Here is a 26,159-nt window from a genome sequence, read left to right as displayed (position 1 = left end):
ATACGGTCACCGAATGACCGCACCTGCTGTCCCGCAGCGGCTGGCCGCGCCTGAACCCGGCTGGACCGACACCGTCGACGTGGTGGTGATCGGATCCGGGATCGCCGGGCTGACCGCCGCACTCAAGGCCCGTGAACTCGGCTCCGTGCTGGTGGTGACGAAGGACGTCGTCGCCTCCGGCTCGACCCAATGGGCCCAGGGCGGGATCGCCGCCGCTCTCAGCCCGGAGGACTCGCCCGAGGACCACTTGCAGGACACGCTCGTCGCGGGCGCCGGGCTTTGCAATCCGGACGCCGTACGGGCGCTGGTGACGGAAGGGCCGGACGCCGTCCGGGATCTGATCGACCTGGGTACGCGGTTCGACACCGTCGACGGAGATCTGTCCCTGACGCGAGAAGGCGGGCATCACCGCAACCGCATCGCGCACGCGGGCGGGGACGCGACCGGTGCTGAGATCGAGCGGGCGCTGGTCGCCGCGGTGAAGCGGGCCCCCGACATCCGGCTGATCGAGCACGCCCTGGTCATCGACCTGCTGACCGCCGAGGACGGTGCCGTCGCCGGAGTCACCCTGCACGTAATGGGCGAGGGCCAGCTGGACGGTGTCGGTGCGATCCGCAGTCGCGCGGTGATCCTCGCCTCCGGCGGAATCGGCCAGTTGTACGCCGCGACCACCAATCCGAGTGTGTCGACGGGGGACGGGATGGCGCTGGCGTTGCGGGCCGGGGCGAAGGTGCGCGACCTGGAGTTCGTGCAGTTCCACCCGACCGTGCTGTGGCTGGGCAAGAGCGCGAAAGGCCAGCAGCCGTTGGTGTCCGAGGCTGTTCGGGGTGAGGGCGCGTTCCTGGTCGACCACGAGGGCACCCGGTTCATGCTGGGTCAGCACGAGCTGGCCGACCTGGCGCCGCGAGACATCGTGGCGAAGGCGATCATGCGGCAGATGCTTGCCACCGGCAAGGATCACGTCTACCTCGACGCCCGGCACTTCGGCGACGAGAAGTGGCGGGTCCGGTTCCCCACCATCCTGGCGTCCTGCCGTTCGCACGGTATCGACCCGGTTCGGGAGCTGATCCCGGTCGCGCCCGCCTGCCACTACTCGTCCGGCGGTGTGTGGACCGACCTGCACGGCCAGACATCCATACCTGGGCTCTTCGCCTGCGGTGAGGTCGCCTGCACCGGTGTGCACGGCGCCAACCGGCTCGCGTCGAACTCCCTGCTCGAAGGCCTCGTCTTCGCCGGTCGCATCGCCGCCCACCTGGCCAACGGGCTGCCTGAGTTGCGCGAGCCGGCCCACGACGTCCGCGTCCCCGGGCTGGTCGACGCGGACGTCGTACCGGAGCTGCAGCGGGTCATGACGGTCGGGGCCGGTGTGATCCGGAGTGCGACCGGGCTGTCCGAGGCGGGTGCGGCACTCGGCAAGCTGATCGAGCAGCCGGCCGGTGAGCCGGGTACGCCGGGATGGGAGGCGACCAACCTGGTCACGGTGGCGTCCGCGCTCATCGCCGCGGCTACCGCACGCGAGGAGAGCCGCGGCTCGCACTGGCGTGAGGACCACCCCGATCGCGACGACGCGCAGTGGTCAGGCAATCTGGACCTCACGTTGCCGGCAGACGGCGATCTGGCCGTTCCGCGGACGACGTTCGTTCCGCACCGAACCGAGGAGAATGCCCAGCATGGATGAGACTGTCGACCGGCAATGGGTCGCTGACCTCGTGCGGGCCACGATCGAGGAGGATCTGGCCGGCGGCGTGGACGTCACCACCACAGCCACCGTCGACGCGGACCAGATCTCGGTCGCGGAGCTGGTGGCCCGGGCCGACGGTGTGGTCGCGGGCCTGGAGATCGCCGAGCTGGTGGTCCGGCTGGTCGCGGCTCCGGACGAGGTCGAGCTCGAGTACTCCGTCACCGACGGTGCGACCGTCGGTAAGGGCGACGTACTGATGACGATCCGTGGCAAGACGCGGCAGCTGCTGACGGCCGAGCGCACGACGCTCAACCTGCTGTGCCACCTCTCCGGCGTGGCCACGCTGACCCGTCGCTGGGTGGACGCGGTCGAGGGCACCGGCGCGGTCATTCGGGACACCCGCAAGACGATGCCGTTGCTGCGGTCGTTGGAGAAGTACGCGGTCCGCTGCGGCGGCGGCAAGAACCACCGGATGGGCCTGTCCGACGCGGCGCTGATCAAGGACAACCACGTGATCGCGGCCGGCGGGGTCGCCGACGCGTTCCGGCTGGTCCGCAAGGCGTATCCGGACCTCGCGGTCGAGGTCGAGGTGGATTCGGTCGACGACGCGCTGATCGCGGTCGAGTCCGGCGCCGAGCTGATCCTGCTGGACAACATGGACATTCCGCTGCTGCGCGAGGCGGTCGAGAAGGTGGCCGGCCGCGCGAAGCTGGAAGCGTCCGGCGGACTGACCCTGGATCAGGCCCGGGCCGTGGCCGAGACCGGTGTCGACTACCTCGCGGTCGGTGCGTTGACTCACTCGGCGCCGGTGCTCGACATCGCCCTGGATCTGCAGACTGCGTTGAATCTCAAGGACGCCTGATGCTGCTCGCCGTCGCCGTCGAGAACACCCGGACCTTGGTCGGCCTGGTGTTCGAGGGGACGGTCAAGCGGCATTGGTGGGTCGGCACGGATCCCCGGCGTACGGCGGACGAGTGGGCGGTGCTGCTCCAAGGACTGCTGGCCGGGGAGTCGCCGGTGTCCGGGATCGCGGTGTGCTCCGCCGTACCGCACGTATTGCACGAGCTACGCGACGTGGTCGCGCGGTACTACCACGACGTACCGAGTGTGGTGGTCGAGCCGGGCGTGAAGACCGGCCTGCCGGTGCTGGTGGACAACCCGCGTGAGGTCGGCACCGACCGGATCGCCAACGCCCTCGCGGCGGTCCACCTGTACGGCGCTCCGTGCCTCGTCGTCGATGTCGGTACGGCGGTCACCATCGACGTGGTCAATCCGGCCGGCGCCTTCATCGGCGGAGTGATTGCCCCTGGCATCGAGACGGCGACCGATGCGCTCGGCAACGCGGCGGCCCAGTTGCGCCGGGTCGAGTTGGTCCGGCCACGCTCGGTGGTCGCGAAGAACACCGTCGAAGCCCTGCAGTCCGGGGCGATCCACGGTTTCGCGGCCCTGGTCGACGGACTCGTCACCCGGATCCGCGCGGAGCAGTCCCTGGACGACGCCACCGCGGTCGTCCTCACCGGTGCGCTCGCACCCTTGCTGGCCGAGCAGCTGTCGACGCCGGTTCGCAACGAACCGCTACTGACCTTGCACGGTCTGTACCGGGCGTTTGCCCGCAACAACTAGACCCGCCAGTGTCAGATTTGCCCCATCGGGCAGAACCTCTTGTGCACTGATGTGGCCAGGATCACTATGAGGTGAACGACTTCCGGGGTGGGGGGAAAGCATGAGGTCTGTTTATCGCGCACTGGCCGGTCTGATCGCGATCGGCGTGGTGGTCCAGGCGATGTCGGTCGCACTCGGCTGGTTCACCGCCATCAAGGACATGGACGACGGTCAGGTGATCGACAAGAACACCGATTTCAACCTGGGCCAGAGTCTGCACGGAATGATCGGAATGATGATCATCCCGCTGCTCGCACTGCTGTTGCTGATCGTGTCGTTCTTCGCCCGGGTGGAAGGCGGGGTCAAGTGGGCCCTGCTCGTGGTCGGGTTGGTCGCGCTGCAGATTGCGCTGGCCTTCGTCGCATTCTTCGGCGCACCCGCGGTGGGAGCGCTGCACGGTCTGAATGCCTTCGCGCTGCTCTGGGCGGCGGGCATGGCCGCTCGGAAGGCCGCCGCCAGCCCACCGGCAGCGGCCCCGACGGAGTCGCCGGCGGAACCGACGGAAGCGGCCAGATAGATGCCATTGGCAATTGACTCGCGCGTGACCGCCGGCTGATGGCCCGGCGGCCACGTCGCCGTACCGTGATCGCGGTGCTGGCGACGATCGCCGTGCTCGCGCCGATCGCGTGGTTCTGGCAGGGCAGCCTGGTGCCCGGCGACCTGTCCCCGATGGAGATGGGGTACGCCGACTACGGCGGCGGTCCCGCGACGCACTCCCACGACGGTCCGGACGTCAGCACACTCAAGGGTCCGTCCGGCACGCCGGATGTGACCGTGGATCTCGTTGCGCGCAAGGAGAAGTTCGAGATCCCCGGCCGTGGGTCGATGGACGGCTTCACGCTGAACCACACCTCGCCAGGGCCCGAGATCGTCGCACAACAAGGCGATCTGATCCAGGTGACGCTGCACAACGAGTCCGTGCCCGACGGAATCACGTTGCACTGGCACGGTGTCGACGTACCCGCGGCCGAGGACGGCGTCGCCGGTGTCACGCAGGACGCGGTCCAGCGCGGGCAGTCGCATGTCTACCGCTTCGTCGCCGAGGACGTCGGCACGTACTGGTACCACTCCCACCAGGTCTCCCACGAACAGGTGAAGAAGGGCCTGTACGGCGTACTGATCGTGGAACCGACCGCGGCCGACGTGGTCGCCGCCGTACACACCTACGACAAGGTGCGGACGGTCAACGGCGGGTACGGCGAACGGCGCGTGGCTGCCCCTGGATCGACGGTCCGGGTCCGGCTGATCAACACCGACAACGGCCCGTGGTTCGCCTGGGTCGACGGGGCGTCGTACCGGATCGTGGCCGTGGACGGGACCGAGGTGAACGCGCCACCGGACGTGAGCAACAAGTCCGTGCTCGTCACCGCGGGCGGCCGGATCGACCTGCAACTGACCATGCCGCAGGGGTCTGCGGTGCGGATCGGCCTGGGCGGTGGGCCGACGACCCTGGTGATCGGTGAGGGCGATGCCCCGACCGGTGCTGAACCACGTGACCGGGTCGACCTGCTGACCTACGGGAAGCCGGCTGATCTCGGCCTCGACCTGGCCAAGGCGACCCGGGTGTTCCAGTACAACATCGGCCGGCGGCCCGGGTTCTTCGACGGGCGCCCGGGGCTGTGGTGGACGATCAACGGAGACCAGTTCCCCGACGTACCGATGTTCATGGTGACCGAGGGCGACGTCGTTCGGATGACGATCAAGAACAACTCCGGCCAGGTCCACCCGATGCACCTGCACGGTCACCATGTCGTCGTCCTGAGCCGCAACGGTGTCGCCGCCACCGGGAGCCAGTGGTGGACCGATTCACTCAACGTCGAGGACAACGAGGCCTATGAGGTCGCGTTCGTCGCGGACAACCCCGGGATCTGGATGGACCACTGCCACAACCTGCCGCACGCCGCCCAGGGCCTGGTCACCCACCTCATGTACAGCGGTGTCACCACCAAGTTCCACCTCGGCGGCCCGGCCGAGAACCAGCCTGAGTGATACCGATCCCGCAACTCTTGTACAGGATGGGTACCAGGTAATGGGTATGGTTCACCCGGTCGGTTGTGAGGCAGCTGAGACGAGGTGGTCGGAGTGCGGCGCATGCTCGCCGTGGGGCTGGCGGTGCTGTTCGGCACTACTGCCCTGACTGCCTGCCAGACGGACCCGATGCCCGCCGACGTGACGGTCGCGTGGGCCGGTGACGGCCAGCCGGCGGTCCAGGTGAGCTGGAAGGACGACAACGCCCCCAACCGGATCACCATCGAGGGGGTGCTCAGCAGCAGTCCGTCGTACGTGAAGTACGTCGGTGCCGGCGAGCCGAACACGTGGGAGATCCCGACCTCGGCGTTCCCACCCGACGGCAACTACCGGGTGGCGGTGGCCAAGGGGACGTCGCAGGGCGGCGTGACCAGCAAGCTCGCGCGCTCGGAGGTGTTCGACACCGACGGCCCGGTCCGCCCGGGTGCGGCCAGCGCGACCCCGATGGGCCGGGGTGTGCTGATGACGTGGTCGGTGCCGGTGGCGCCGCAGGACTTCACCCCGAACGACCCGATGGACGTGAAGGGGCCGAAGACCCAGCGCTACGTCCCGATGGTCGGGCGCCCCGGCGGCATGATGGGCCCGATCGGTCCGGGGACGACGTCGACGCGGCAGCTGATCAAGAGCCTCCAGCCGCCGTACCTGTTCCAGCTCCAGGCGCAGAACGAGTGGAGCGCCCGGATCGGCGGCGAGGTGCTCGGCCTGACCAGCTCGATCAACGCGGCGGTGCCCGCGCTGGCCCAGTTCAGTGTGCCGGTCCACATCCGTGGTCGCGTCGTCATGCAGGAGGTCGTCTGTGAGGCGGAGACCCCGTGCGTTCAGCGGCGGGCCACCCCGGCCGGCGTACCGGTCGTGGTGCTGACCCAGGTCACGCCGGGTGCCCGCTGGACGCCGGCGGCCCGCGGTTCGACGACGGCCGGCGGGCACTACGACATCCCGATGGTCAACGGCCCGAGCCGGCCGTACAAGATCAGCGTGCCGGCCTACAGCCGCGTCGGCGTCCTCACCGGTACCTCGAGCAGCCGGCCGGCGTACACGAAGAGCGTGGTCCGGGTCGCGACCGCCGGGTTCGTCGGCGGACCGGCGAAGAGGCGCGGCGACAACACGCTGGTCTACACGACGGTCAAGCCGGCGATGAACACGACCGCGATCCTGCAGTCGTGGAACCGGCAGACCAAGAAGTGGGTGAACCTGAAGGCGGTGCCGCTGCGCAACGGGCAGGCCTCACTGCTGTTCAAGGCGTCCCAGGCGGGTGCCTTCGCCTACCGGTTCGTCATCCCCGGCGCGATGATGTTCGGCCGGCCGATGGGCGGCACCACCACCCCGCTGTTGCCGCTAAACGTCCGCTGACTCCGGCTGAGCGACCGGCTCGGGGACGGCGCGGTGCTTGCGGCGGATCTTGTAGTAGGTGTACGCCGCGACGGCCGCCAGCACGAGCACGACCAGGGCCCAGATGGACAGCTGGCCGAAGATCTTGTCCGCGTTGTCGCCGATGTTGTACGCGACGATCCCGATCGTGGTCGCCCAGGCGATCCCGCCGCCCGCGTTCGCGGCCAGGAACTGCGGATAGGGCATCCGCAGCATGCCGGCCATCGGGCCCGCGAAGATCCGCAGCAGGGCGACGAACCGGCCGAAGAAGACAGTCCAGACGCCGTACCGCTGGAAGTACTTCTCCGCGCGCAGGATCCGGTCCTCGGAGAAGTGGTGGAACCGGCGGCCGAGCCGCTCGAACAGCCCGCGGCCGGCCTTGCGGCCGATGTAGTAGCCGATCGAGTCGCCGATGATCGCACCGGCCGCGGCCGCACCGATCACGAACTCCAGGTGCAGGTGACCCTGGGAGGCCAGCAGCGCGGCCGCGATCAGCGTCGTCTCACCCGGTAACGGCACCCCCATGCTTTCGATCCCGATGACCAGCCCGACGACCAGATAGGCGACGATCGCCATCCCACCGGTCGGAACGACGATCGCCAGCGCGTGCCCCAGTACCCCCATGTCTCCATGGTGGCATCCGGGGACAACTGTTTTAGGGGCTCAGGGCATCAGTCCGGGGTAATTTCAGGGTTCTTGCCGTTGGCGACTTCTGGGGTGGTGATGCCGTTGAACGCCTTGGTCACGTTCTGCAGTGCCGAGGTGACTTCGGACGGGATCACCCAGAACGTGTTGCCGGGGCCCTTGGCCAGCTCGGGCAGCATCTGCAGGTACTGGTACGCGAGCAGCTTCGGGTCCGGGTCGTTGCGGTGGATCGCCTCGAACACCGTGTCGATCGCCTTCGCCTGGCCCTCGGCCCGCAGGATCGCGGCCTGCCGGTCGCCCTCGGCGGTCAGGATCCGGGACTGCCGCAGCCCCTCGGCGGTCAGGATCGCGGCCCGCTTCTCCCGGTCCGCCCGCATCTGCTTCTCCATCGACTCCTTGATCGACGGCGGCGGGTCGATCGCCTTCAGCTCGACCCGGTTCACCCGGATGCCCCACTTGCCGGACGCCTCGTCCAGGACCCCGCGGAGCTGGGAGTTGATGTGCTCGCGCGACGTCAGCACCTTCTCCAGGTCCAGGCTGCCGATGACGTTGCGCAACGTGGTGACGGTGAGTTGCTCGATCGCCTGGATGTAGTCACGGATCTCGTACGCCGCGGCGCGGGGATCCGTGACCTGGACGTACAGCACCGTGTCGATGTCGACGACCAGGTTGTCCTCGGTGATCACCGAACGCGGCTCGAACGAGATCACCTGCTCGCGCAGGTCGATCAACGCCCGCGGCCGGTCGATGAACGGGATGACGATGTTCAGCCCGGGCTCGAGGGTGCGCAGGTACCGGCCGAGGCGCTCGACGTTGCTGGCTCGCGCCTGCGGCACGATCCGGACGGTTCGGAGCACCAGTGCGACGGCCAGTAGCGCGATCACCAGCCCGAAGATCAGTTCGGCCATGGATCCTCCCGGGGATGAACGAGGGCGGTAGCCCCTTCGATAGCGAAGACGTCGACGGTGGTGCCTTCGGGGATGACGATGTCGGGGTCGTAGGACCGCGCGCTCCACTCCTCGCCGCCGATCCGGACCCGGCCGGGTTCGCGGCCGACCTGGCGCAGCACCACGGCCTCGCGCCCGATCAGCGCGGCCACGCCGGTGCGCAACTGCGGGTGGGAGTTCAGATGACGGCGGGCCACCGGCCGGACGAGCGTGATCATCGCGGCGGCGGTGACGGCGAACGCGAGCAGTTGCAGCCCGATCCCGAGCCCCAGGCCGGCCACTCCGGCCGCGGCCAGCGCGGCGACGGCGAGCAGGAGCAGATCAAGGGTCGCCGTCATCAACTCGGCGGTGCCGAGGGCGGCGGCGAGGATCAACCACAGGAACCAGGACTGCATGACGACCACCCGGTGGCGGAAAGTACCTCTCTTTCGAAGGTACCCCGGGATCCGTGGTTCGGTAGCTAACAGTTCAGCTTTCTTGTGGCGGCTTCCCCATCGGTACGACGGCCAGCAGCGTGCTGATCTGGCGGGTACCGGCCGGATGCGAGGCCGGTGTCCGGCCCTTCTTGTAGCGGTCGACCAGGTCGATCAACTCCTGGCCGAACTGCTTCGCCTCCTCGTGGGTCAACCACAGCCGGGACCGGCTCAGCGAGCTGATGTCGTCCCAGGGGTCGTCGCCGGCCATCTGCTCGAACTGCTCCAGCACCCGGTCCACCGACGACCGGATGATCGCCTGGCTGGCCAGCCGGCCGGCTTCGTTCGACTGGGACGAGATCATCAGGCTGCCGGCCGCCGCCCGCCACGGCCGCTCCCGGCCGTCGGCCGACTCCTCGGCCCGCTCGACGATGCCCCAGCGTTCCAGCGCGCGCAGGTGGTAGCTCATCGCGGACGGCGTCAGGCCGGCCAGCTCCGCACACTCGGTCGCGGTCAGCACCTTGCCGTTGAAGAGCTCGTCGATCACCCGCTGCCGGGCCGGATGCGCCAGGGCGCGGATCGCCCGCGGGTCGTCGATCACCACGCGCTTCTTCTTGGCCACGACGTCAGCGTAGCGAATCCCTTGACGCCGGTAAACGTGAAGCATTAGCTTCATAACTATGAAGCAACCACTTCAGACTTCGATCTGGTCGTTCCGCGACATCCGGCTGGTGCTGCCGGCCCGTGCGCTCTCCTACGCGGGCGACTCGGTCGCCCTCATCGCCCTGATGCTGCGCGTTTCCGAGTACGGCGGTCCCGGCGCGATGACCGCGCTACTACTGGCCTTCGCCGTACCGACGGTCGTGATGATCCCGTTCGCCGGCCGGATCGTGGACAGCTACGACTCGCGCACCGTCCTGGTCTGCGCGTCGTTGCTGCAGGCGGTCTCCGGGGTCGGGCTGGCCTTCAGTCACGGCCTGGCCGAGACCCTGGCGCTGGTGTGTGTGCTTCAACTGGGTACGGCGGTCGCCGGGCCCGCCTGGGGTGCTCTGATTCCACGGATCGTGGGGGAGGAGCTTGTCGGCCGTACGACTGGGACCAGTCAGGCCCTGATCGGTGTGGCGACACTGGCCGGCTCGGCGGTGGGCGGCGTACTGGTCGGCTGGTCGGGCGACCGCGGCGCCCTCCTGGTGGACGCCACGACCTTCCTGGTCCTGGCCGGCGTCGCCCGGGTCGTCGCGACGCGCCGTCGTCCCGAGCCCGGCGCCGTCCGCGAGCGAGGCGGGATGATGGCCGGTCTGCGCAGCATCTTCGGTGACTCGCTGCTCCGGATCCTGGTGCCGTGCCTGTGGGTGTTCATCCTCGCCGGTGAGGCCGTCAACGTGGTCGAGGTCTTCCTGGTCACCGACGAGCTCGGGCTCAACGCGGCGGGGTACGGCTGGGTGGTGGCGGTCCAGGGGGCCGGGGCGATCGTGGGGGCCTGGCTCACCGGACGGCTGGTGCGGACCATGGCCCGGTCCCGGGCCGTGCTGATCGGGATGGCCGCTATCGGGATCGCCTGTGTGCTGATGGGCATCGCTGACGGGGTCGTCCTGCTGGTGATCGGGTCCGCCGTGGTCGGGTTCGGGAGCGGGGTGCTGAACGCCGCGGTGAGCACGCTCATGGTCACCCGCTCCGCGGAGAGGGTCCGGGGCCGCGTGGTGGCGGCACTCAATGGGACAGCCCGGGCCTGCACTCTGTTCGCCCTCATGCTCGGCGGCTTCCTGGGCGCCGTACTCGGGACCCGGATGACCTTCGTCGCGTGTGGTGCGGCCTGTGTCGTCGCGGCGGCGGCGGTCGCCGTACCGGTACTGCGTGTCAAGGGCCTGGAGACAAAGGATTCGGCTGAGAAGGTGCTCAGTCACTAGCCTTGAGCCATGACTGACGCACACGTGAACCCGGCGAACCCCGACAACGGGCAGGACGACCTGCCCGAGCAGATGCGGGTCCGCCGGGAGAAGCGTGACCGCCTGCTGGCGGAGGGAGTGCAGCCGTACCCGATCTCGGTGCCCCGGACGCACCTGCTGAAGGACCTGCGGGCCAAGTACGACGGGCAGGAGCTGGAGCCCGACACGCGGACCGGCGAGCAGGTCTCGGTGGCCGGCCGGGTGATCTTCCTGCGCAACACCGGCAAGCTGTGCTTCGTCCGGCTCCGTGAGGGCGACGGGACCGAGCTGCAGGTGATGCTGTCGCTGGCGGACCTCGGTGAGGAGGAGCTGGCCCGGTTCAAGGCGCTGGTGGACATCGGCGACCTGCTGGCCGTCCAGGGCGAGGTGATCACCAGCCGCCGCGGTGAGCTGTCCGTGCAGGCGACGAGCTGGCAGATGGCCGCCAAGACGCTGCGCCCGCTCCCGAACGAGCACAAGCCGCTGAACGAGGAGGCCCGGGTCCGGCTCCGGTACGTCGACCTGATCGTCCGCGCCGAGGCACGGGAAATGGTCCGGACCAAGGCCGCCGTACTGAAGTCGCTGCGGCAGACCTTCGACACCGACGGTTACATCGAGGTCGAGACGCCGGTGCTGCAGCTGACCAACGGCGGCGCCGCCGCACGGCCGTTCTCGACCCACCTGAACGCGTTCGACCAGGAGATGAAGCTGCGGATCGCGCTCGAGCTCGATCTGAAGCGGGCCATGATCGGCGGCGTCGACCGGGTCTACGAGATCGGCCGGACGTTCCGCAACGAGGGACTCGACTCGACCCACGCGGCGGAATTCTCGATGATCGAGGCCTATCAGGCGTACGGCGATTACGACTCGATGGCCGAACTCACCGAGCAGCTGATCCGGAACGCGGCCCGGGCGGTCGGTCGCACCGTCGTCACCGCGCGCGACGGTTCGACGATCGATCTGGACCAGCCGTTCCGGCATGCGACCCTTTTCGAACTCGTCTCCGAAGCCGTCGGTACGCCGGTCGACCAGAGCACCGACGCGGCCACGCTGACCAAGCTGGCCGAGCAGCACGATGTCGACCTGCAGCCCGGCTGGAATGCCGGCGAGATCGCACTGGAGTTGTACGAGAAGCTGGTCGAGCACACCCTCATCCAGCCCACCTATGTACGTGACTATCCGGAGTCGGTACGGCCGTTGTCGAAGCCGCACCGGGAAATTCCGGGCCTGGTCGAAGCCTGGGACCTGATCATCAACGGGGTCGAGCTCGGGGTGGCCTACTCGGAGCTGAACGACCCGGTGATCCAGCGGGAACGCCTGGTGGCACAGTCGATGCTGGCCGCCGCCGGCGACCCGGAGGCGATGGAGCTGGACGAGGACTTCCTCCGGGCGATGGAGTTCGGGATGCCCCCGGCGGGTGGTATGGGGATGGGCCTGGACCGGCTGGTGATGTTGTTCACCGGGGCCGGTATCCGGGAGACGATTCTGTTCCCGTTGCTGCGGCCCGAGTGATTCCGCGAATCGGTCGCAGGATCGTTGCATAGCACAACGGACGGTCACTGCAAATGGCGGGGTCCCCTTTATTCTCCGGGATCGGCGCGGTCATTCTGGTCCAGCCGGTTTCGGACCGTCTGAATACTCAAGGTCACGGCCACTGCACAGCGTCGATCGGTACCGCACCGGCCGGAGCGTTTAGTCACATCTTTCCCGTTCATTGTGGGATGTGAATGACACGAACCCGGTTTGTGCGGTACAAATCAGGTGCAAACAAACGGCAGGGGGATTGCGGCCCGGTGACGGGCGCGGAAAGGACTGTCATCGATGGCGCAAAGGGTGCAGGTAGTTCTCGAGGACGATCTTGACGGCGGTAAGGCCGACGAGACCGTGACCTTTGGTCTGGACGGCACGACGTACGAGATCGACCTGTCCAAGAAGAACGCCGCCAAACTGCGCGACGCGCTGGCCGGCTATGTCGGCGCGGGGCGCCGGGTGTCCGGTCGCCGCGGTGGCGCGGGCCGGGCGCGGGGCCGTGGCCGGTCGGCGTCGGACTCCGCCGACATCCGGGCCTGGGCCAAGGAGAACGGGTACGACGTGAGCGAGCGGGGCCGGATCTCCGCCGAGGTGCGCGCGGCGTACAACGAAGCCAAGTAAACTTTTCCGAAGGACTGCCGGTCCCGGTGCCGCAAGGTGCCGGGACCGTCCGCATTCCGGTTGTTTCACAGTGTGGACAGTTGAGTGCCTGCTGTCTGGCCGTGGGTGACTGACTCGGCAGGCAGCCCGAGGAATTCGCTGGTGGCGAACAGGCTGTCCGATCGGTCCCGAGCGGGAACACCCTGGAGATCCGTGGGGTTGTTCCCTTGTGATGCCTCCTGGGCAGCCGGCTGAGCGGTGAGCATTTGTTCGCCGAGAGCGAGCCTGTCGGCACCGGGGACTAGCATGCATGTACGGGGGTCGGCCAACACGGCACGTCCGACTCCTCTGAGGCAAGGAGCGCTTTGGCGATGTTTGAACGATTTACGGACCGCGCCCGTCGGGTAGTCGTCCTGGCTCAAGAAGAGGCCAGGATGCTCAGCCACAACTACATCGGGACCGAGCACATCCTGCTCGGCCTGATCCACGAGGGTGAGGGTGTCGCCGCCAAGGCTCTCGAGAGCCTGGGTATCTCGCTCGAGGCCGTCCGCTCCCAGGTCGAAGAGATCATCGGCCAGGGGCAGCAGGCACCGAGCGGGCACATCCCGTTCACCCCACGCGCCAAGAAGGTGCTGGAGCTCTCCCTGCGCGAGGCCCTGCAACTGGGCCACAACTACATCGGCACCGAGCACATCCTGCTCGGCCTCATCCGCGAGGGTGAGGGAGTCGCCGCGCAGGTCCTGGTCAAGCTCGGCGCGGACCTGAACAAGGTCCGTCAGCAGGTCATCCAGCTGCTGAGCGGATACCAGGGCAAGGAGACGGCCACGGCCGGCTCCGGAGCTACCGAAGGTGCTCCCAGCAGCTCTCTGGTGCTCGACCAGTTCGGCCGGAACTACACCCAGTCCGCCCGCGAATCGAAACTCGACCCGGTGATCGGGCGCGAGATGGAGATCGAGCGGGTCATGCAGGTGCTGTCCCGGCGGACCAAGAACAACCCTGTCCTGATCGGTGAGCCGGGTGTCGGCAAGACCGCGATCGTGGAGGGTCTGGCCCAGCAGATCGTCCGCGGTGACGTCCCGGAGACACTGAAGGACAAGCAGATCTACTCCCTCGACCTGGGTGCCCTGGTGGCCGGTTCGCGCTACCGCGGTGACTTCGAGGAACGCCTGAAGAAGGTGCTCAAGGAGATCCGCACCCGCGGGGACATCGTGCTGTTCATCGACGAGATCCACACCCTCGTCGGGGCCGGTGCGGCCGAGGGCGCGATCGACGCCGCGAGCATCCTGAAGCCGATGCTGGCCCGTGGTGAGCTGCAGACCATCGGTGCGACCACCCTCGACGAGTACCGCAAGTACGTCGAGAAGGACGCCGCGCTGGAGCGCCGGTTCCAGCCGATCCAGGTGGCCGAGCCGTCGATCGCACACACCATCGAGATCCTCAAGGGTCTGCGGGACCGGTACGAGGCACACCACCGGGTGACCATCACCGACCCGGCCCTGGTGCAGGCCGCGCAGCTGGCCGACCGCTACATCTCCGACCGGTTCCTGCCGGACAAGGCGATCGACCTGATCGACGAGGCCGGTGCCCGGCTGCGGATCCGCCGGATGACGGCTCCGCCGGACCTGCGCGAGTTCGACGAGAAGATCGCGAACGTGCGCCGGGAGAAGGAGTCGGCGATCGACGCGCAGGACTTCGAGCGCGCCGCGAGCCTTCGCGACGACGAGAAGAAGCTGATCAACGCGAAGGCCGAGCGGGAGAAGCAGTGGAAGGCCGGCGACATGGACGTCGTCGCCGAGGTGGACGAGGAGCTGATCGCCGAGGTGCTGAGCACCGCGACCGGTATCCCCGTCTTCAAGCTGACCGAGGAGGAGTCGTCCCGGCTGCTCGACATGGAGAAGGAGCTGGCCAAGCGCTACATCGGCCAGACCGACGCGGTCAGGGCGCTGTCCCGCTCGATCCGGCGTACCCGCGCCGGCCTGAAGGACCCGCGCCGCCCGAGCGGCTCGTTCATCTTCGCCGGCCCGTCCGGTGTCGGTAAGACCGAGCTGTCGAAGGCGCTGACCGAGTTCCTGTTCGGCGACGAGAACGCGCTGATCAGCCTCGACATGTCGGAGTACTCGGAGAAGCACACCGCGTCCCGGCTGTTCGGTTCGCCTCCCGGTTACGTCGGCTACGAAGAGGGTGGCCAGCTGACCGAGAAGGTGCGCCGCAAGCCGTTCAGCGTGGTGCTGTTCGACGAGGTCGAGAAGGCCCACCCGGACATCTTCAACTCGCTGCTGCAGATCCTGGACGAGGGTCGTCTGACCGACGCCCAGGGCCGCGTGGTCGACTTCAAGAACACCGTGATCATCATGACCACGAACCTGGGGACCAAGGACATCGCCAAGGCGGTCTCCCTGGGCTTCTCGCAGGCCAGCGACGTCGGTGGCTCGTACGAGAAGATGAAGGCGAAGGTCACCGAGGAGCTCAAGCAGCACTTCCGGCCGGAGTTCCTGAACCGGGTCGACGAGATCGTGGTGTTCCACCAGCACGGCAAGGAAGAGATCGTCAAGATCGTCGACCTGATGGTCGCGCAGGTGGAGGAGCGGCTGAAGGACAAGGACATGGGCATCGAGCTCACCCCGGCGGCGAAGGCTTTGGTCGCCGAGCGTGGCTTCGACCCGGTCCTGGGCGCCCGCCCGCTGCGTCGCGCACTGCAGCGCGACGTGGAGGACGTGCTGGCCGAGAAGATCCTGTTCGGGGAACTGCGTCCCGGCCAGATCGTCCTGGTCGACGTGGCTCCCGAGGGCACGGTCAGCGAGGACGGCCTGCCGGAGTACTTCGTCTTCAAGGGCACTCCGAAGTCCACCTCGCCTGAGCTGGAGCTGACCGAGATCGCCGGCGGTTCGTCCGGCCTCCAGGACACCTGAGCCGGTAGCAGGCAGCAGGGCCCCGCGGATTCCCATCCGCGGGGCCCTTTGCCGTTCCGGTTGGCCGCGGAATGCAACCGGATGCTCGCCCCACCCAGTAATCAACGGTGAGGAAGCGCCCAACCGACCGGAGGACGTGTGGCGAACCACCGCGATCAGGAGTTCACCGACTATGTGAGTGCGCACCGCGGGCGGATGGTGCGCATCGCGCGGCTGCTCACCAGCGGCGACGCGCACTGGGCCGAGGACCTGGTGCAAACCGCCCTGACCAGGCTCTACCTGAAATGGGGTGCGATCAGCCCCGCAACCGGGGCCACCTGGTACGCCGACAAGATCCTGATGAACGTGTTTCTCGACGAGAAGCGCCGGTTCTGGCGTCATCGCGAGACGCTGACCGACGACGTGTCCGAGCCCAGGCCGTCGGCCGCGGCCGGACCCGAGGACCGGTTGACCGTCCTGGCCGCGCTGGAGCGGTTGCCCAAGCGTCAACGGGCCGCCGTCGTCCTGCGGTACTTCTGCGACCTGGACGTCGCCGCTGCCGCCGAACTGATGGGCAGCAGCTCCGGCACGGTGAAGAGCCAGACAGCCCGCGGTCTGGACAAGCTGCGCGACCTCATCGTCGAACCCCTTGACTCAGTGGAGCATGTGCGATGACTGATCTGAAGAACCTTCTCGACGAGGCCGCCGGGAGTGCGCCCGTCGTCACGGATGCCGAGGTCGCGGCCGACCTCGACCGTGCCCGCCAGGCCGCGCGGCGTCGCCGGTTCACCGGTGTCGGCCTGACGGCTGTCGCCGCGGCGGTCGCGATCGGCGCCCTCGCGGTACCGCTGGTGCTGTCGCCCGACCCGGACTCCGCCGCCTCGGCGCCTCCGGCGCCCGGGTCGGCAGCCGGGCCGGTGGCCGAGATGTCGGCAGGGCAGGTGCTGCTGGTCGCCGCGACCCACGAGGAGAAGGCCGAGGCGACAACCGGGACGTACTTCCGGGTCAGGAAGGTCCAGAGCAAGGAGTGGACCGTCATGCCCGGCAAGATCGTGTGTTGCGGGTCGCAGCCGGCCGGGCCGGGCGGCTACAAACTGCGCGAACTGGTGGTGACAGAGACCTGGACCGGGCTGAAGGGCGGTACCGGCTGGCTCGGTGTCCGTTCGCTGGGGGCGTCCCCTGCCACCCCTGCCGACGAAGCCGCCTGGCGCCGTGCGGGCTCGCCGTCGAGCTGGAACACCGGACCGGCCGACACCCGGGAAGGGGAGGACCGGATCCTCTCGTCCAAGCCGGGCAAGGCCACCTTCTTCGAGGTGCGAGACGGCGCGGACAGGTACACCGCCCTGGGCCTGAACGGCACGCTGGAGGACGTCCTGGCTCTGCCCTCCACGCCGGAAGAGTTGCGCGCCCGACTCCTCAAGGTCGCGTCGGGGACAGCTCCCGACGCCTCCCAGGTCTCGGCCCTGGCCCAGATCTCGTCCGGCCTGCTCAGCGACACCCCCGCCCTGCCCAAGGTCCGTGCGGCCGCGTACCGGCTGCTGGCCGGTCTGCCGGGTGCCACGGTCAAGCACAACATCGTCGACCTCGCCGGCCGGACCGGAACCGCGGTCGGGTTCTCCTTCCCGGCGTACCAACTGAAGCTGCAGCTGATCATCGACCCGAAGACGGGCAGGCTGCTGAGCAGCAGCCACACCGGCGGGAAGAACGGCGACAGCACGGTCCTGCTCTCGGGGTGGACCGACGACACCCCGCAGGCGCCGTCGGCGACCGTCAAGTGATCAGGTGAGCTGAGGTTCCCGGCAGGCGGTGCATTGGCCGCGGCGGCGGTAGTAGTACGCCGCCGTGGCCAGTCCGACGGAGGCTCCCCAGAGGGGGAACGGGAGGATCAGCAGGAACAGGATGTTCTCAGCTGTCGCGGCGTCGGGGGACCAGAGCAGGCCGATCAGCGAGGCGCTGCTGACCAGGAGCAGGGTGGCGGCGACCGCGCCTGGGATGACCGCCGCCTTGATCGGCACCGGCCGTCCGGCGACGAACGGGATCCAGCGCGGCCACACCTCACCCCACGGCCGGATCAGCCCGAGTGTGACGATGCCCGACGCCAGCGCGATCAACCCGAGCCCCAGACCGAACAGCTTGATCCCCGGCTCGGCATTCAGCTCGTCGGCGTCGAAACCGATCGGGTTCGGCAGCAACCACGTCATCCGCAGCAAGGCGTACGGCATCGGGCAGAGCACCGCCACGATCGTCGCCCAGAACCCCCACCGCCGGGCCGACTCCGGCCGCGTCCAGCTCGCGCCCGGCCGTCCACACCGGAGACACCGCCCACGAGCACTCCGCAGCCCGCGGACGCCGAGCAGCGCCCACCCACAACCCAGCAGGAACGCCCCGGACACGAACAGCGGTGTGGTCCCGACCTTCGCGGGTACGCCGGCGATGCCCCCTGCCACGTCGCGGAACGCAGCCCAGTCGAACAGCCCGGTGGTCAGCTCCACTGCGACCACGACCACCGCCACAGCGAGCAGCAACACCCGCGTCGCCGGCTGCCGCCACGCGCCGACGACCAACCAGACGATCCCGGCCGGCAGACCGACCAGGACGAGCAGATACCCGGCCAGGATCACCACCGTGACACTCGGCGCCAGCAACCCGAACACCACCACCTGCAACGCCGTGAACACCAGCAGCGGCCGGTACGCCGACGCACTCCACTCCGTCCGCGTATGCCCGATCGCCGCCGGCACCCCCAGAATCCCCAGTACTGCGATCAGCCCGGCGCCGACCTCCTTCGGCACCTGAGCCAGCAACGACAGCCGCTCCCCATCCGGCGGCACCGGCCCGAACGCGTAACCACCGGCCCCCAGCAACCAGGCCAGCCCCGCAATCGCGTAGACCAAGGACAACGCCGCCACCAGAACCGGCAGCGTGGTCCCGGTTCGCTCCCGGACCCCAACAATGCTCATCGCTTCCTCCAGCCGTCAGTGCCTTCACTGTCCAGTCGGAGCGCGCCCGCCCACCTCAGCCGCGAGAGTGTTCCACCTCCCTCCCGGGAGTGAACTCAGCGGGTACGACGCAGTTGGTCGACCGCCCGGGAGACGTCCGCCGGGTCGGGGTCGACCTGGTTGTTGTGCTGGGCAACTAGTTGGGCCGTGGCGGTGAGGAGCCAGAGAATCGAGGTGGCGATGGTGAAGGCCGGGCCTGGGCCGGGCCAGGTGTCGGTGAGGGTGTCGCCGGTGGTGGCTTGCCAGGCGGTGGCGAGGCAGACGATCGAGATGATGGCGGTGACACCTGCCGCTGCTTGTGCGCGGGTGCCGGGCCGCAGTGCCAAGCCGAGTGCTGAGGTGATCACGCCGGCCAGGCAGGTGAAGGCGAGTGCGGGTTGGGTTTCCAGGCCTAGTTGCCAGACCGACAGGCCGAAGCGCCTGGTGTAGGTCCAGGGCAGCAGGAGCGTGAAGCTTGTGGCCACGGCGGCAAGGAGGGTTGCCCGAGCGAACCAGCGGTGCTCGGAGCGGGCCAGCTCGGCTTCGGCGGCGTCCAGTCGGCGAGGCAGCTCCTCGTCCGGGAGGTCGGTCATCCGGCAGCCTCCAAGCGGATGAGGTCGTTGCCCAGCTGGAAGTAGAGCGCCTGTCCGATCACGGTCACCTGTTCGGCGGCCTGTGGCACACCCTGCCGAGGTCCTGCGATCACGGCGACCCGGCCTGGCGCATCCACGCGCACCAGGTGGCTTCCGTCGTACCCCCAGAGCTTGCCGTCGGGGCCGGCGAACCAGCTGCCGTCAGCGGTCCGTTGCGATGCCGGTACGCCGGTAGCCGAGATCGGCCAGCCTGAAGTCGATCCACCGAGCAAGACCGTCGTCCGGCCGTCGCCGGCAACGAGGACGAGCTGCTCACCCAGGACCATCGCCACCTGCCCGGACGCGAGCTGCACGAGCCCACCCGGCCGCAGCTCGCCCTTGACCTGCACGCGTCGCACTCCCCCGTCAGGCCCGTAGAAGTTGTAGAGATCCGGACCGACCGCAGTCACCAGCCGATCCTCAGCGGCCGCCGCGAACTCACCCTTCTGGTTCGCCGGAACCGGCTGCAGGTCCCGCACCACCGTCGCCTGGCCGCGCACCAGATGTACGGCGCTCTCCGTCGAACGATGACCGACCACCGTCCACCACACGCCGCCCTGGCCGTCCGGACCGAAGGCGCGAGCCGCCACTGGAACCCGTACCCGCACCAACCGCCCAGCCGCGTCCAGGGCCAGCTGTGTACTCACCCCAGCAGCACCGACCACCGGCACGGATGACACCACAGTGGCCCGGAACGTCGTCGTACCGTCGACAGGCTTCCGTCGATCGCACCGCGGCTCCGGCGCAGGAGCAGCCGGGTACGACGCGGCAGCGCTCGCTGCATCCGGTATCTGCAGAACCTGATCCCCGCCACCCGGTGAAGTCCCCAGCAGCACGGATCCGTCCGGCCGGGCCTCGATGCTGTCGACACCCTCGGCGCCACCGGGCAGCTTCCGCAGTACGCCGTCCGGCGTGATGACGGAGGTTGGAGCACCACCGCCCAGCCACAGATTGCCTCGCACATCCACTGCGAAGGCGTCGACCGTCATGGACGAGCTGGCGGCATCACTGCTCAGTACACAACCAGCCGGCGCCACTCCGGTCAGCTGTTGCGGCACTCCGCCCGGCCGGAGCATGGCCAACCCCGTCTCGCTCGTCCGCCAGGCCGTCGTACCGTCCGGACCGCTGGAGACCGCGTTGCCCGGGGCACCCGGCCCGGGGTCGATGACGAAGTCGGTGAGGCGCATTCCCTCGCGCAGTTGGTTTGCTGGGATCTGCCAGGTCGTCGTCGCACCCCAGACGACGATCGACCGGTCCGCGTTGCGGTGGCTGAGTGCGGGGCCGATACCGGTCGCGAGGATGTCCACGCCCGGCGTCACGTAGTAGGACCCGTCCTGGTTCTTGTGGGTCAGACTGATGTCGGCACTCACCAGATCGAGTGGTACCGAGAGGATCGCCCACGGCTGTCCGAGTGCTCCACCGGCCAGCAGGACCATGTGGTTGTCGGTGACACCCCACAGTGCGGGCGGAGTGGCGCCATGGTTCAGCGTGACCTGCGGTAGCGCGACACCGTCGTTGTACGCGAACACTGTCGAGCTCTCTGAGCCGGTCCGGCCAAGCAGCCACTGCCCAGGCGACCCGTCGAGTGGCCCGGCCAGCGAGTCCAGCGGGTCCGACGTACCGATGGCGACTCGCATGCCGAGGCGATCGACCAGCTGCCCACCCTGCAGATCCAGCAGCCGGTGTGGAACCCCAGCAACGACAGACGGCTGGTACGGCGCCCCAACAGCCGACGGAACCAGCACACCAAGCAGCACGCCCACCACTGCGGCTCCAGCGACAACCAGCCGACGCGCTAGACCTGCCGCGCACAAGAGCAACCCGAGACCGAGTGCAGTCCAGGCCCCGATCGCCGGGCGATAGCCAACACCCGAGGCCAACCCGGCCGGCAGCCACAACAGCTGAGACGCCAGCCCGGCTACCACCACCGACCCGGTGGCGACGGCGGCTGCTCGTCGTACCAGGCCGGACGAGACGAGCGTCGCCACTGCCAACCCGCAAACGATGACGGCCCAGAGCCGAGCAGACGGGATCTCCCACAGCTGAGACCGGGCTAGACCGGCTTCGGAGGCAGTCGGTCCGAGTGCGACCGGATCAAGGAGCTCGCGCCACGGCAGGACGGTTGAGAGCACCAGCAGTACGGCGAGGATGCCCGACATGAACGGGAACAGCCGGAAGCGAAAAGGCGTCCACGCGTCGACCTGAGTCACGAGTTGGACAAAGACTGCCCGCAATTCGGACTGGTTGAGGGGCTCAACGGACACCGCCCCGGACTCGTCGTCAGGCACGGTCCACGGGGCTGTCGAACGGGTCGCCCAGTGCGCGGCGACGGTTGTTGCGAGGGTTCCGAGGACGATCGTCCCGATCACAGCCGGTGAAGTCGCACAGCTCGGTCGGCCCTGCGCGGCATATCCGGTCCACGCCGCTACGGTGACCACTCCGATCGCCGCCGTACCGACGGACCGGACCTGTCGGCGAAGCCGGAATCCGTCGGCAGACAAGCGATCCACGAGCACCAGCAGCACGATCACGACCGGCAACGCGAGGGCCGCACCACGGCCACTGACCGGTTGGGTGGTCGCCCGCCAGAGGTAACAGCCTGTGCCCGCCGGGCCCGGGACGAGCACCGCGAACGCCGTACCAGCAGCGAGACACGCGAGGACGGCACCATGCCGTCCGGAACGTCGTATGGTCCTGCGGTGGGTAATCAGATCGGTACGGAGAAGGGCCGCCGCGGCCTTCGATTCGGTGGGAAGATCGCGCAGCGGCATGAAAAAGAAGTTACCTGCCACCCATGTTCCGCGTTGTAACGCTGTGACCACGCTGATGGGACCCGGACTGTCGGAAAGGGGGCCGGGGATGGAATCATCTCGTCGCATGGACGCACCGCGTCTGCCCCTGACCCAGGAACCGGTCGCTGACACCGGTTCCTTTGGCGTGCGGCAAGCGGGTGGTGTGCTCGAGCGGGCCCAGCGGATCGCCGACACCCTGCGGGAACAGGCGGAGTACGAGAACGATCTGGCCCGCGACGAGGCGGAGCGGGTCCGCGCCGAGAGCGACCGGCTGAAGACCGAGGCCGAGGCCGAGGCGCGGAAGATGCGGGCCGACGCGACGGCCGCCGCGCAACGACTGCTCGACGATGCCGAGCGCGCCGCCGAACAACTCCGGACCGAATCCGAGAACGAGGCCGACCGGGTACGCACCGAGGCCGAGACGACGGCCGAGCGACTCAGGGCCGAGTCCACCGCCGAGGCCGACCGGGTACGACGCGATGCCGCGGCCGCAGCGCAGAAGCTGCAGCTGGAATCGACCGCGGAGGCCGAGCGGGTCCGGGCCGAGGCGACCGCGATCGCCGAGCGGCTGAAGGCCGACTCGGAATCCGCGGCCGAGCAGCTCCGGGCCGCCGTCGCCGACGAAGTAGCCAGGCGCCGGACCGAGTCGGAGGCCGCGGCGGAGCAGCTGCGGTACGAGACTCAGATCGCCGCCGACCGGTTGCGGGCGGAGTCGCAGGCCGCGGCCGACCGGCGGATCGCGGCGGCCGAGGCCGAGGCGGCCCGGCTGAAGGAAGAGGCCGACGAGCTGTTCGAGGACGCCGGGCTGGCTCGGCAGTCCGCGCAGCAGACGGTCGACCGGGCCGGGCGCGAGGCGCAGCAGTTGGTCAAGGACGCCGGCGAGCAGGCCGCGCTGGTGTCGCAGGCCGCGGTCCGCAACGAGGCCGAGCTGATCGCCCGGGCCGAGACCGAGGCCGCCGACCTGCGGGCCGCGGTGGAGCGCGAGGCCGAAGCGGCCCGGGAGAAGTCCCGCGCCCAGATCGCCGCGGCTCATGCCGAGATCGAGCGGCTGCGCGGCGAGAACCGGGCCGAGCTGGAGCGCCGGACCGCCGAGCTGGAGGAGACCGAGCGGGCCAAGCTGGCCGCGATCTCGCTGGAGATCGACAAGCTGCGGGCCGAAGCGGTCGCCGAGATCGCCGAACGCAAAGCCGAGGCCGAGGCCGGTAACGAGCGGCTGATGGCCGACGCCCGGGCGCAGGCCAAGCTGGTTGTCGACAGCATCGAGGCCGACCGCCGGACCGCGACCGCCGAGGCGCAGCGGATCGTCGAGGAGGCGAACAAGGCGGCCGAGGCGGCGCTCGCGGAGGCCGAGAAGCAGACCATCTGGAGCAAGAAGACGGTCGACGACCTGATCGGTGCGGCCGAGTCCGAAGCACAGTCGATCCGGGCGCAGGCCGGCGCCGACGCGACCGAGCTGATGCGGCAGAAGCGGGCCCACCTGCGCCGCGTGGTCGGCCGGACGACCAGCCGGCTCAAGCAGACCAAGGACGCGATCGCCCGGGAGAACGCCGAGCTGACCGCCCTGGCCGAGACCACGCTGTCGACCTCCACACAGCAGGCCGAGGCCACCTTGGCCGCAGCTAAGCAGGAGGCGGAGAAGGTCACCGCCCAGGCGCAGTCCCGGGCCGACCGGCTGCGGGGATCCGCCGCGGCGGACGCCCAGGAGATCGTCGAGCGGGCGAACCGCCGCGAGGCCGAGGCGGAGGCCAGCACCCAGGTGCTGCGCGAGCGCGCCGCCAACCACCTCGCCGACGCCCAGCGGCAGTCGCACGAGCTGATCCGCAAATCCCGCGCCGAGGCTCAGCAGATCGAGGCGCAGGCCCGCGAGCACGCCGACGACCTGCGTGCCCAGGCCCGAAAACTTCTCGCCGACGCCGAGGCGAGGGTCGCGGCGCTGAACCAGCGCCGTGATGAGATCACCAAGGAGCTCACCCAGCTTTCGGGTGTGATCGAGGCACTCGCTGTACCGGGATTCCGTCCAGGTGGTGGAATGTCCTCCAGCGAGGGTTCCACGGGGGAATCAGGATGAGGACGTGACAGTCAGATCCTTGTCAGTGACAATGTGTGATCCACCCACCCACCGAAGTGAGCATCAGAAGACATGAGCAGTGAAAGCCCAACCCCGTTCCGCACCGTTCTGCGTGGCTACGAGCCTGCCCAGGTGGACCAGCACATCCGTGAGCTGACCACTTCGCTGACCGCGCTGCAGCAGCAGTCCGAGCAGCTGCAGCGGCACGTGCAGGAGCTGCAGAGCCGGACGGACGCCGCTGAGTCGGCCGTCATCTCTGCGCAGGAGGAGAACAAGGACCGCACCCCGACCTTCACCGAGTTCGGTGAGCGGGTGGCCAAGATCCTGTCGCTGGCCGACGACGAGGCCCGTGACCTGGTCACCCGTGCCCGCACCGACGCCGAGGCGATCGTCGCCGACGCCGAGGCGCACGCGAAGAAGGTCCGCAAGGAGGCCGAGCAGTACTCCCTGGACTGGAAGAGCGAGGTCGACGCCGAGGCCGCCCGCATCCTGGAGGAGGCGCGCACCCAGGCCGACGACATGCGTGACGAGGCCGAGCGCGACGCCACCGCGCGCCGCAGCGAGGCGCAGGCGCTGTACGAGCAGGAGCGGGCCAAGTCCGCCCAGGCCGCGGCCGCCTTCGAGACCACCCTGGCCGAGCGCCGGGGCAAGGTCGAGCAGGAGTTCGCCGCCCGGACCGCGCTGGCCGAGCAGCAGCTGGCCGCCGTCACCGACCGCGCCGCCCAGGTGCAGCGCGAGGCCGACCGCTCCCGCTCCGAGGCGGAGCGGCTGGCCCAGCAGCAGCTGGCCGACGCGAACCGGCAGGCTCAGGAGATCGTCGCCGCCGCGAAGGACAAGGCGGAGCGGATCCGGGCCGAGTCCGAGCGCGAGCTCGCCGCCGCGACGCAACGCCGCGACAGCATCAACGCGCAGCTGACCAACGTCCGCCAGATGCTGGCGACGCTGTCCGGCAGCCCGGCGATGCCGCTCGACCTGCTGACCGACGACGACGCAGACGCCACCACCGGTAGCAAGAAGAACTGAAGGCGCTGAGGCCGGTCCGGAATCCCGGACCGGCCGCTCAGCTTGGTAGGCGGTAGCGGGCGCGCGGGAGAGGTTCGACCAGGCCGTCGGCTACCAGTCCGTCCAGGGCGCGTTCTCGCTGCGCCTTGTCGTGCCAGCAGGCATCCAGGGTCTTCTTGGGTACGGCGCCTGTCGTGGCGCGGAGCACGGCCAGTAGACGACCGCGGACCTGGCGGTCGGTCCCTTCGTATGTCTGCCCCCGGCGCGGCGGACCGTCGTACGGCGGACTGCCGGCGAGGACCCACGCACACCTGCTGCGGATCGGGCAGTCGCCGCACCTCGGCGTACGCGCGGTGCAGACCAGTGCACCGAGCTCCATCGATGCCACCGCCCAGCGGGCCGCTGTCGGCTCGTCAGCAGGCAGTGCGGTCACCGCGAGCCGCTGGTCGGCCGCAGTGGGGGAGATTGTCGGCTGTGCGACGCCGGTGAGGGCTCTCGCGAGCACCCGGCGCACATTGGTGTCCACGACCACGTGCCGCTGGCCGAACGCGAAGGACGCGATCGCAGCCGCCGTGTACGTCCCCACCCCGGGCAGAGCGAGTAGAGCGTTGTGGTCGTCCGGCACTTCGCCGCCGTGACGCTCCACGATCGCCTGAGCCGCCGCGTGCAGCCTCAGAGCACGTCTGGGGTACCCGAGCCGGTCCCAGGCCCGGACAGCCTCTCCTGGCGGCTCTGCAGCCAGGTCCACCGGCTTAGGCCACCGCTCCAGCCAGACCTGGTACGCCGGCAGCACCCGATTGACCGGTGTCTGCTGCAGCATGAACTCACTCACCATCACTGCCCAGGCGCCGGCTCCTGGTTCACGCCACGGCAGCACTCGCGCGTTGGCGTCGTACCAGTGCAGCACGGGCTCGTGCAGGGCCTGTGCAGGCGTGGACCCTGCTGTGACCTGGGCGGATGCGGGTGGAAGCGGCGAGCCTGACATGGTGAGGACAATCCT

At 69.0% G+C, this 26,159-nt stretch carries 22 protein-coding genes; 14 read left to right on the top strand and 8 right to left on the bottom strand.

The window, feature by feature from the left end; all coding sequences use genetic code 11:
- The first annotated feature begins 13 nt into the window (after nucleotides 1-13).
- From EV652_RS16345 to EV652_RS16320, 6 genes are all read left to right on the top strand, one after another.
- A complete protein-coding gene (locus tag EV652_RS16345) occupies nucleotides 14-1,678 on the top strand; it encodes an L-aspartate oxidase (RefSeq protein ID WP_132209982.1) in 1,665 nt (554 codons plus the stop codon).
- Nucleotides 1,671-2,543, top strand: a complete 873-nt coding sequence (gene nadC / locus EV652_RS16340) for a carboxylating nicotinate-nucleotide diphosphorylase (protein ID WP_132209981.1) — start codon at nucleotides 1,671-1,673, stop codon at nucleotides 2,541-2,543. Before EV652_RS16345 ends, nadC begins: the two co-directional genes overlap by 8 nt.
- Nucleotides 2,543-3,304, top strand: a complete 762-nt coding sequence (locus EV652_RS16335) for a type III pantothenate kinase (protein WP_132209980.1) — start codon at nucleotides 2,543-2,545, stop codon at nucleotides 3,302-3,304. The genes nadC and EV652_RS16335 overlap by 1 nt, the downstream gene beginning before the upstream one ends.
- A gap of 100 nt (nucleotides 3,305-3,404) precedes the next feature.
- Entirely contained in the window at nucleotides 3,405-3,860 is a 456-nt protein-coding gene (locus tag EV652_RS16330) for a hypothetical protein (protein WP_132209979.1), read from the top strand.
- 38 nt (nucleotides 3,861-3,898) lie between these two features.
- A complete protein-coding gene (locus EV652_RS16325) occupies nucleotides 3,899-5,332 on the top strand; it encodes a multicopper oxidase family protein (RefSeq protein ID WP_132209978.1) in 1,434 nt (477 codons plus the stop codon).
- A gap of 102 nt (nucleotides 5,333-5,434) precedes the next feature.
- Nucleotides 5,435-6,721, top strand: coding sequence for a hypothetical protein (locus EV652_RS16320; RefSeq protein ID WP_242001836.1), 1,287 nt, complete (start codon nucleotides 5,435-5,437; stop codon nucleotides 6,719-6,721).
- Here EV652_RS16320 and EV652_RS16315 read toward each other — a convergent pair.
- From EV652_RS16315 to EV652_RS16300, 4 genes are all read right to left on the bottom strand, one after another.
- Entirely contained in the window at nucleotides 6,707-7,363 is a 657-nt protein-coding gene (locus EV652_RS16315) for a DedA family protein (protein ID WP_132209976.1), read from the bottom strand. The two genes, EV652_RS16320 and EV652_RS16315, sit on opposite strands and share 15 nt — an antisense overlap.
- 47 nt (nucleotides 7,364-7,410) lie before the next feature.
- Nucleotides 7,411-8,292, bottom strand: coding sequence for an SPFH domain-containing protein (locus EV652_RS16310; RefSeq protein ID WP_132209975.1), 882 nt, complete (start codon nucleotides 8,290-8,292; stop codon nucleotides 7,411-7,413).
- Nucleotides 8,280-8,726: an NfeD family protein gene (locus EV652_RS16305; RefSeq protein WP_132209974.1), complete on the bottom strand. Its 447-nt coding sequence runs from the start codon at nucleotides 8,724-8,726 to the stop codon at nucleotides 8,280-8,282. Before EV652_RS16305 ends, EV652_RS16310 begins: the two co-directional genes overlap by 13 nt.
- Nucleotides 8,727-8,799: 73 nt before the next feature.
- Complete coding sequence (locus EV652_RS16300; protein WP_199238215.1) at nucleotides 8,800-9,366, bottom strand: winged helix-turn-helix domain-containing protein; 567 nt, start codon at nucleotides 9,364-9,366, stop codon at nucleotides 8,800-8,802.
- A 58-nt stretch (nucleotides 9,367-9,424) separates the two neighbouring features.
- Between EV652_RS16300 and EV652_RS16295 the strand changes: the two genes are divergently transcribed.
- The 6 genes from EV652_RS16295 (at nucleotide 9,425) to EV652_RS16270 (ending at nucleotide 17,465) form a co-directional block, all read left to right on the top strand.
- The gene (locus EV652_RS16295) at nucleotides 9,425-10,651 is read left to right on the top strand and encodes an MFS transporter (RefSeq protein WP_132209972.1); all 1,227 of its coding nucleotides are present in this window, start codon (nucleotides 9,425-9,427) and stop codon (nucleotides 10,649-10,651) included.
- A 9-nt stretch (nucleotides 10,652-10,660) separates the two neighbouring features.
- Complete coding sequence (gene lysS / locus EV652_RS16290; RefSeq protein ID WP_132209971.1) at nucleotides 10,661-12,181, top strand: lysine--tRNA ligase; 1,521 nt, start codon at nucleotides 10,661-10,663, stop codon at nucleotides 12,179-12,181.
- Nucleotides 12,182-12,490: 309 nt separating this feature from the next.
- Nucleotides 12,491-12,820: a histone-like nucleoid-structuring protein Lsr2 gene (locus tag EV652_RS16285; RefSeq protein ID WP_132209970.1), complete on the top strand. Its 330-nt coding sequence runs from the start codon at nucleotides 12,491-12,493 to the stop codon at nucleotides 12,818-12,820.
- Between the two features lie 350 nt (nucleotides 12,821-13,170).
- Nucleotides 13,171-15,708, top strand: a complete 2,538-nt coding sequence (locus tag EV652_RS16280; RefSeq protein WP_132209969.1) for an ATP-dependent Clp protease ATP-binding subunit — start codon at nucleotides 13,171-13,173, stop codon at nucleotides 15,706-15,708.
- Between the two features lie 138 nt (nucleotides 15,709-15,846).
- Nucleotides 15,847-16,362: a SigE family RNA polymerase sigma factor gene (locus EV652_RS16275; RefSeq protein ID WP_132209968.1), complete on the top strand. Its 516-nt coding sequence runs from the start codon at nucleotides 15,847-15,849 to the stop codon at nucleotides 16,360-16,362.
- Complete coding sequence (locus EV652_RS16270; RefSeq protein ID WP_132209967.1) at nucleotides 16,359-17,465, top strand: CU044_5270 family protein; 1,107 nt, start codon at nucleotides 16,359-16,361, stop codon at nucleotides 17,463-17,465. The genes EV652_RS16275 and EV652_RS16270 overlap by 4 nt, the downstream gene beginning before the upstream one ends.
- Here EV652_RS16270 and EV652_RS16265 read toward each other — a convergent pair whose 3' ends face one another.
- The 3 genes from EV652_RS16265 to EV652_RS16255 all read right to left on the bottom strand — a co-directional run bounded on the left by EV652_RS16265 (nucleotide 17,466) and on the right by EV652_RS16255 (nucleotide 22,068).
- Nucleotides 17,466-18,647 carry a hypothetical protein gene (locus EV652_RS16265; RefSeq protein WP_132209966.1) on the bottom strand — a complete coding sequence of 394 codons (1,182 nt, stop codon included), beginning with the start codon at nucleotides 18,645-18,647 and terminating at the stop codon, nucleotides 17,466-17,468.
- A gap of 95 nt (nucleotides 18,648-18,742) precedes the next feature.
- Nucleotides 18,743-19,258 (bottom strand): hypothetical protein, encoded by a 516-nt coding sequence (locus EV652_RS16260; protein WP_132209965.1) that lies wholly within the window; start codon nucleotides 19,256-19,258, stop codon nucleotides 18,743-18,745.
- On the bottom strand, nucleotides 19,255-22,068 hold the full coding sequence (locus tag EV652_RS16255; RefSeq protein WP_132209964.1) for a hypothetical protein: 2,814 nt from the start codon (nucleotides 22,066-22,068) through the stop codon (nucleotides 19,255-19,257). The genes EV652_RS16260 and EV652_RS16255 overlap by 4 nt, the downstream gene beginning before the upstream one ends.
- 106 nt (nucleotides 22,069-22,174) lie before the next feature.
- Here EV652_RS16255 and EV652_RS16250 point away from each other — a divergent pair, with 106 nt between their 5' ends.
- Both EV652_RS16250 and EV652_RS16245 read left to right on the top strand, forming a co-directional pair.
- Nucleotides 22,175-24,157: a kinetoplast-associated-like protein gene (locus EV652_RS16250; protein ID WP_132209963.1), complete on the top strand. Its 1,983-nt coding sequence runs from the start codon at nucleotides 22,175-22,177 to the stop codon at nucleotides 24,155-24,157.
- Between the two features lie 72 nt (nucleotides 24,158-24,229).
- A complete protein-coding gene (locus EV652_RS16245; protein ID WP_132209962.1) occupies nucleotides 24,230-25,180 on the top strand; it encodes a DivIVA domain-containing protein in 951 nt (316 codons plus the stop codon).
- 37 nt (nucleotides 25,181-25,217) lie between these two features.
- Here the strand turns inward: EV652_RS16245 and EV652_RS16240 are convergent, their stop codons facing one another.
- Nucleotides 25,218-26,144 (bottom strand): iron-sulfur binding domain-containing protein, encoded by a 927-nt coding sequence (locus EV652_RS16240; protein ID WP_132209961.1) that lies wholly within the window; start codon nucleotides 26,142-26,144, stop codon nucleotides 25,218-25,220.
- Between the last annotated feature and the right edge of the window lie 15 nt (nucleotides 26,145-26,159).

The sequence above is a fragment of the Kribbella steppae genome, assembly GCF_004342025.1.
Lineage (GTDB): Bacteria > Actinomycetota > Actinomycetes > Propionibacteriales > Kribbellaceae > Kribbella > Kribbella steppae.
Note: the sequence above shows the minus strand (reverse complement) of the source record. Positions and strands in the feature narration are given on the sequence as shown.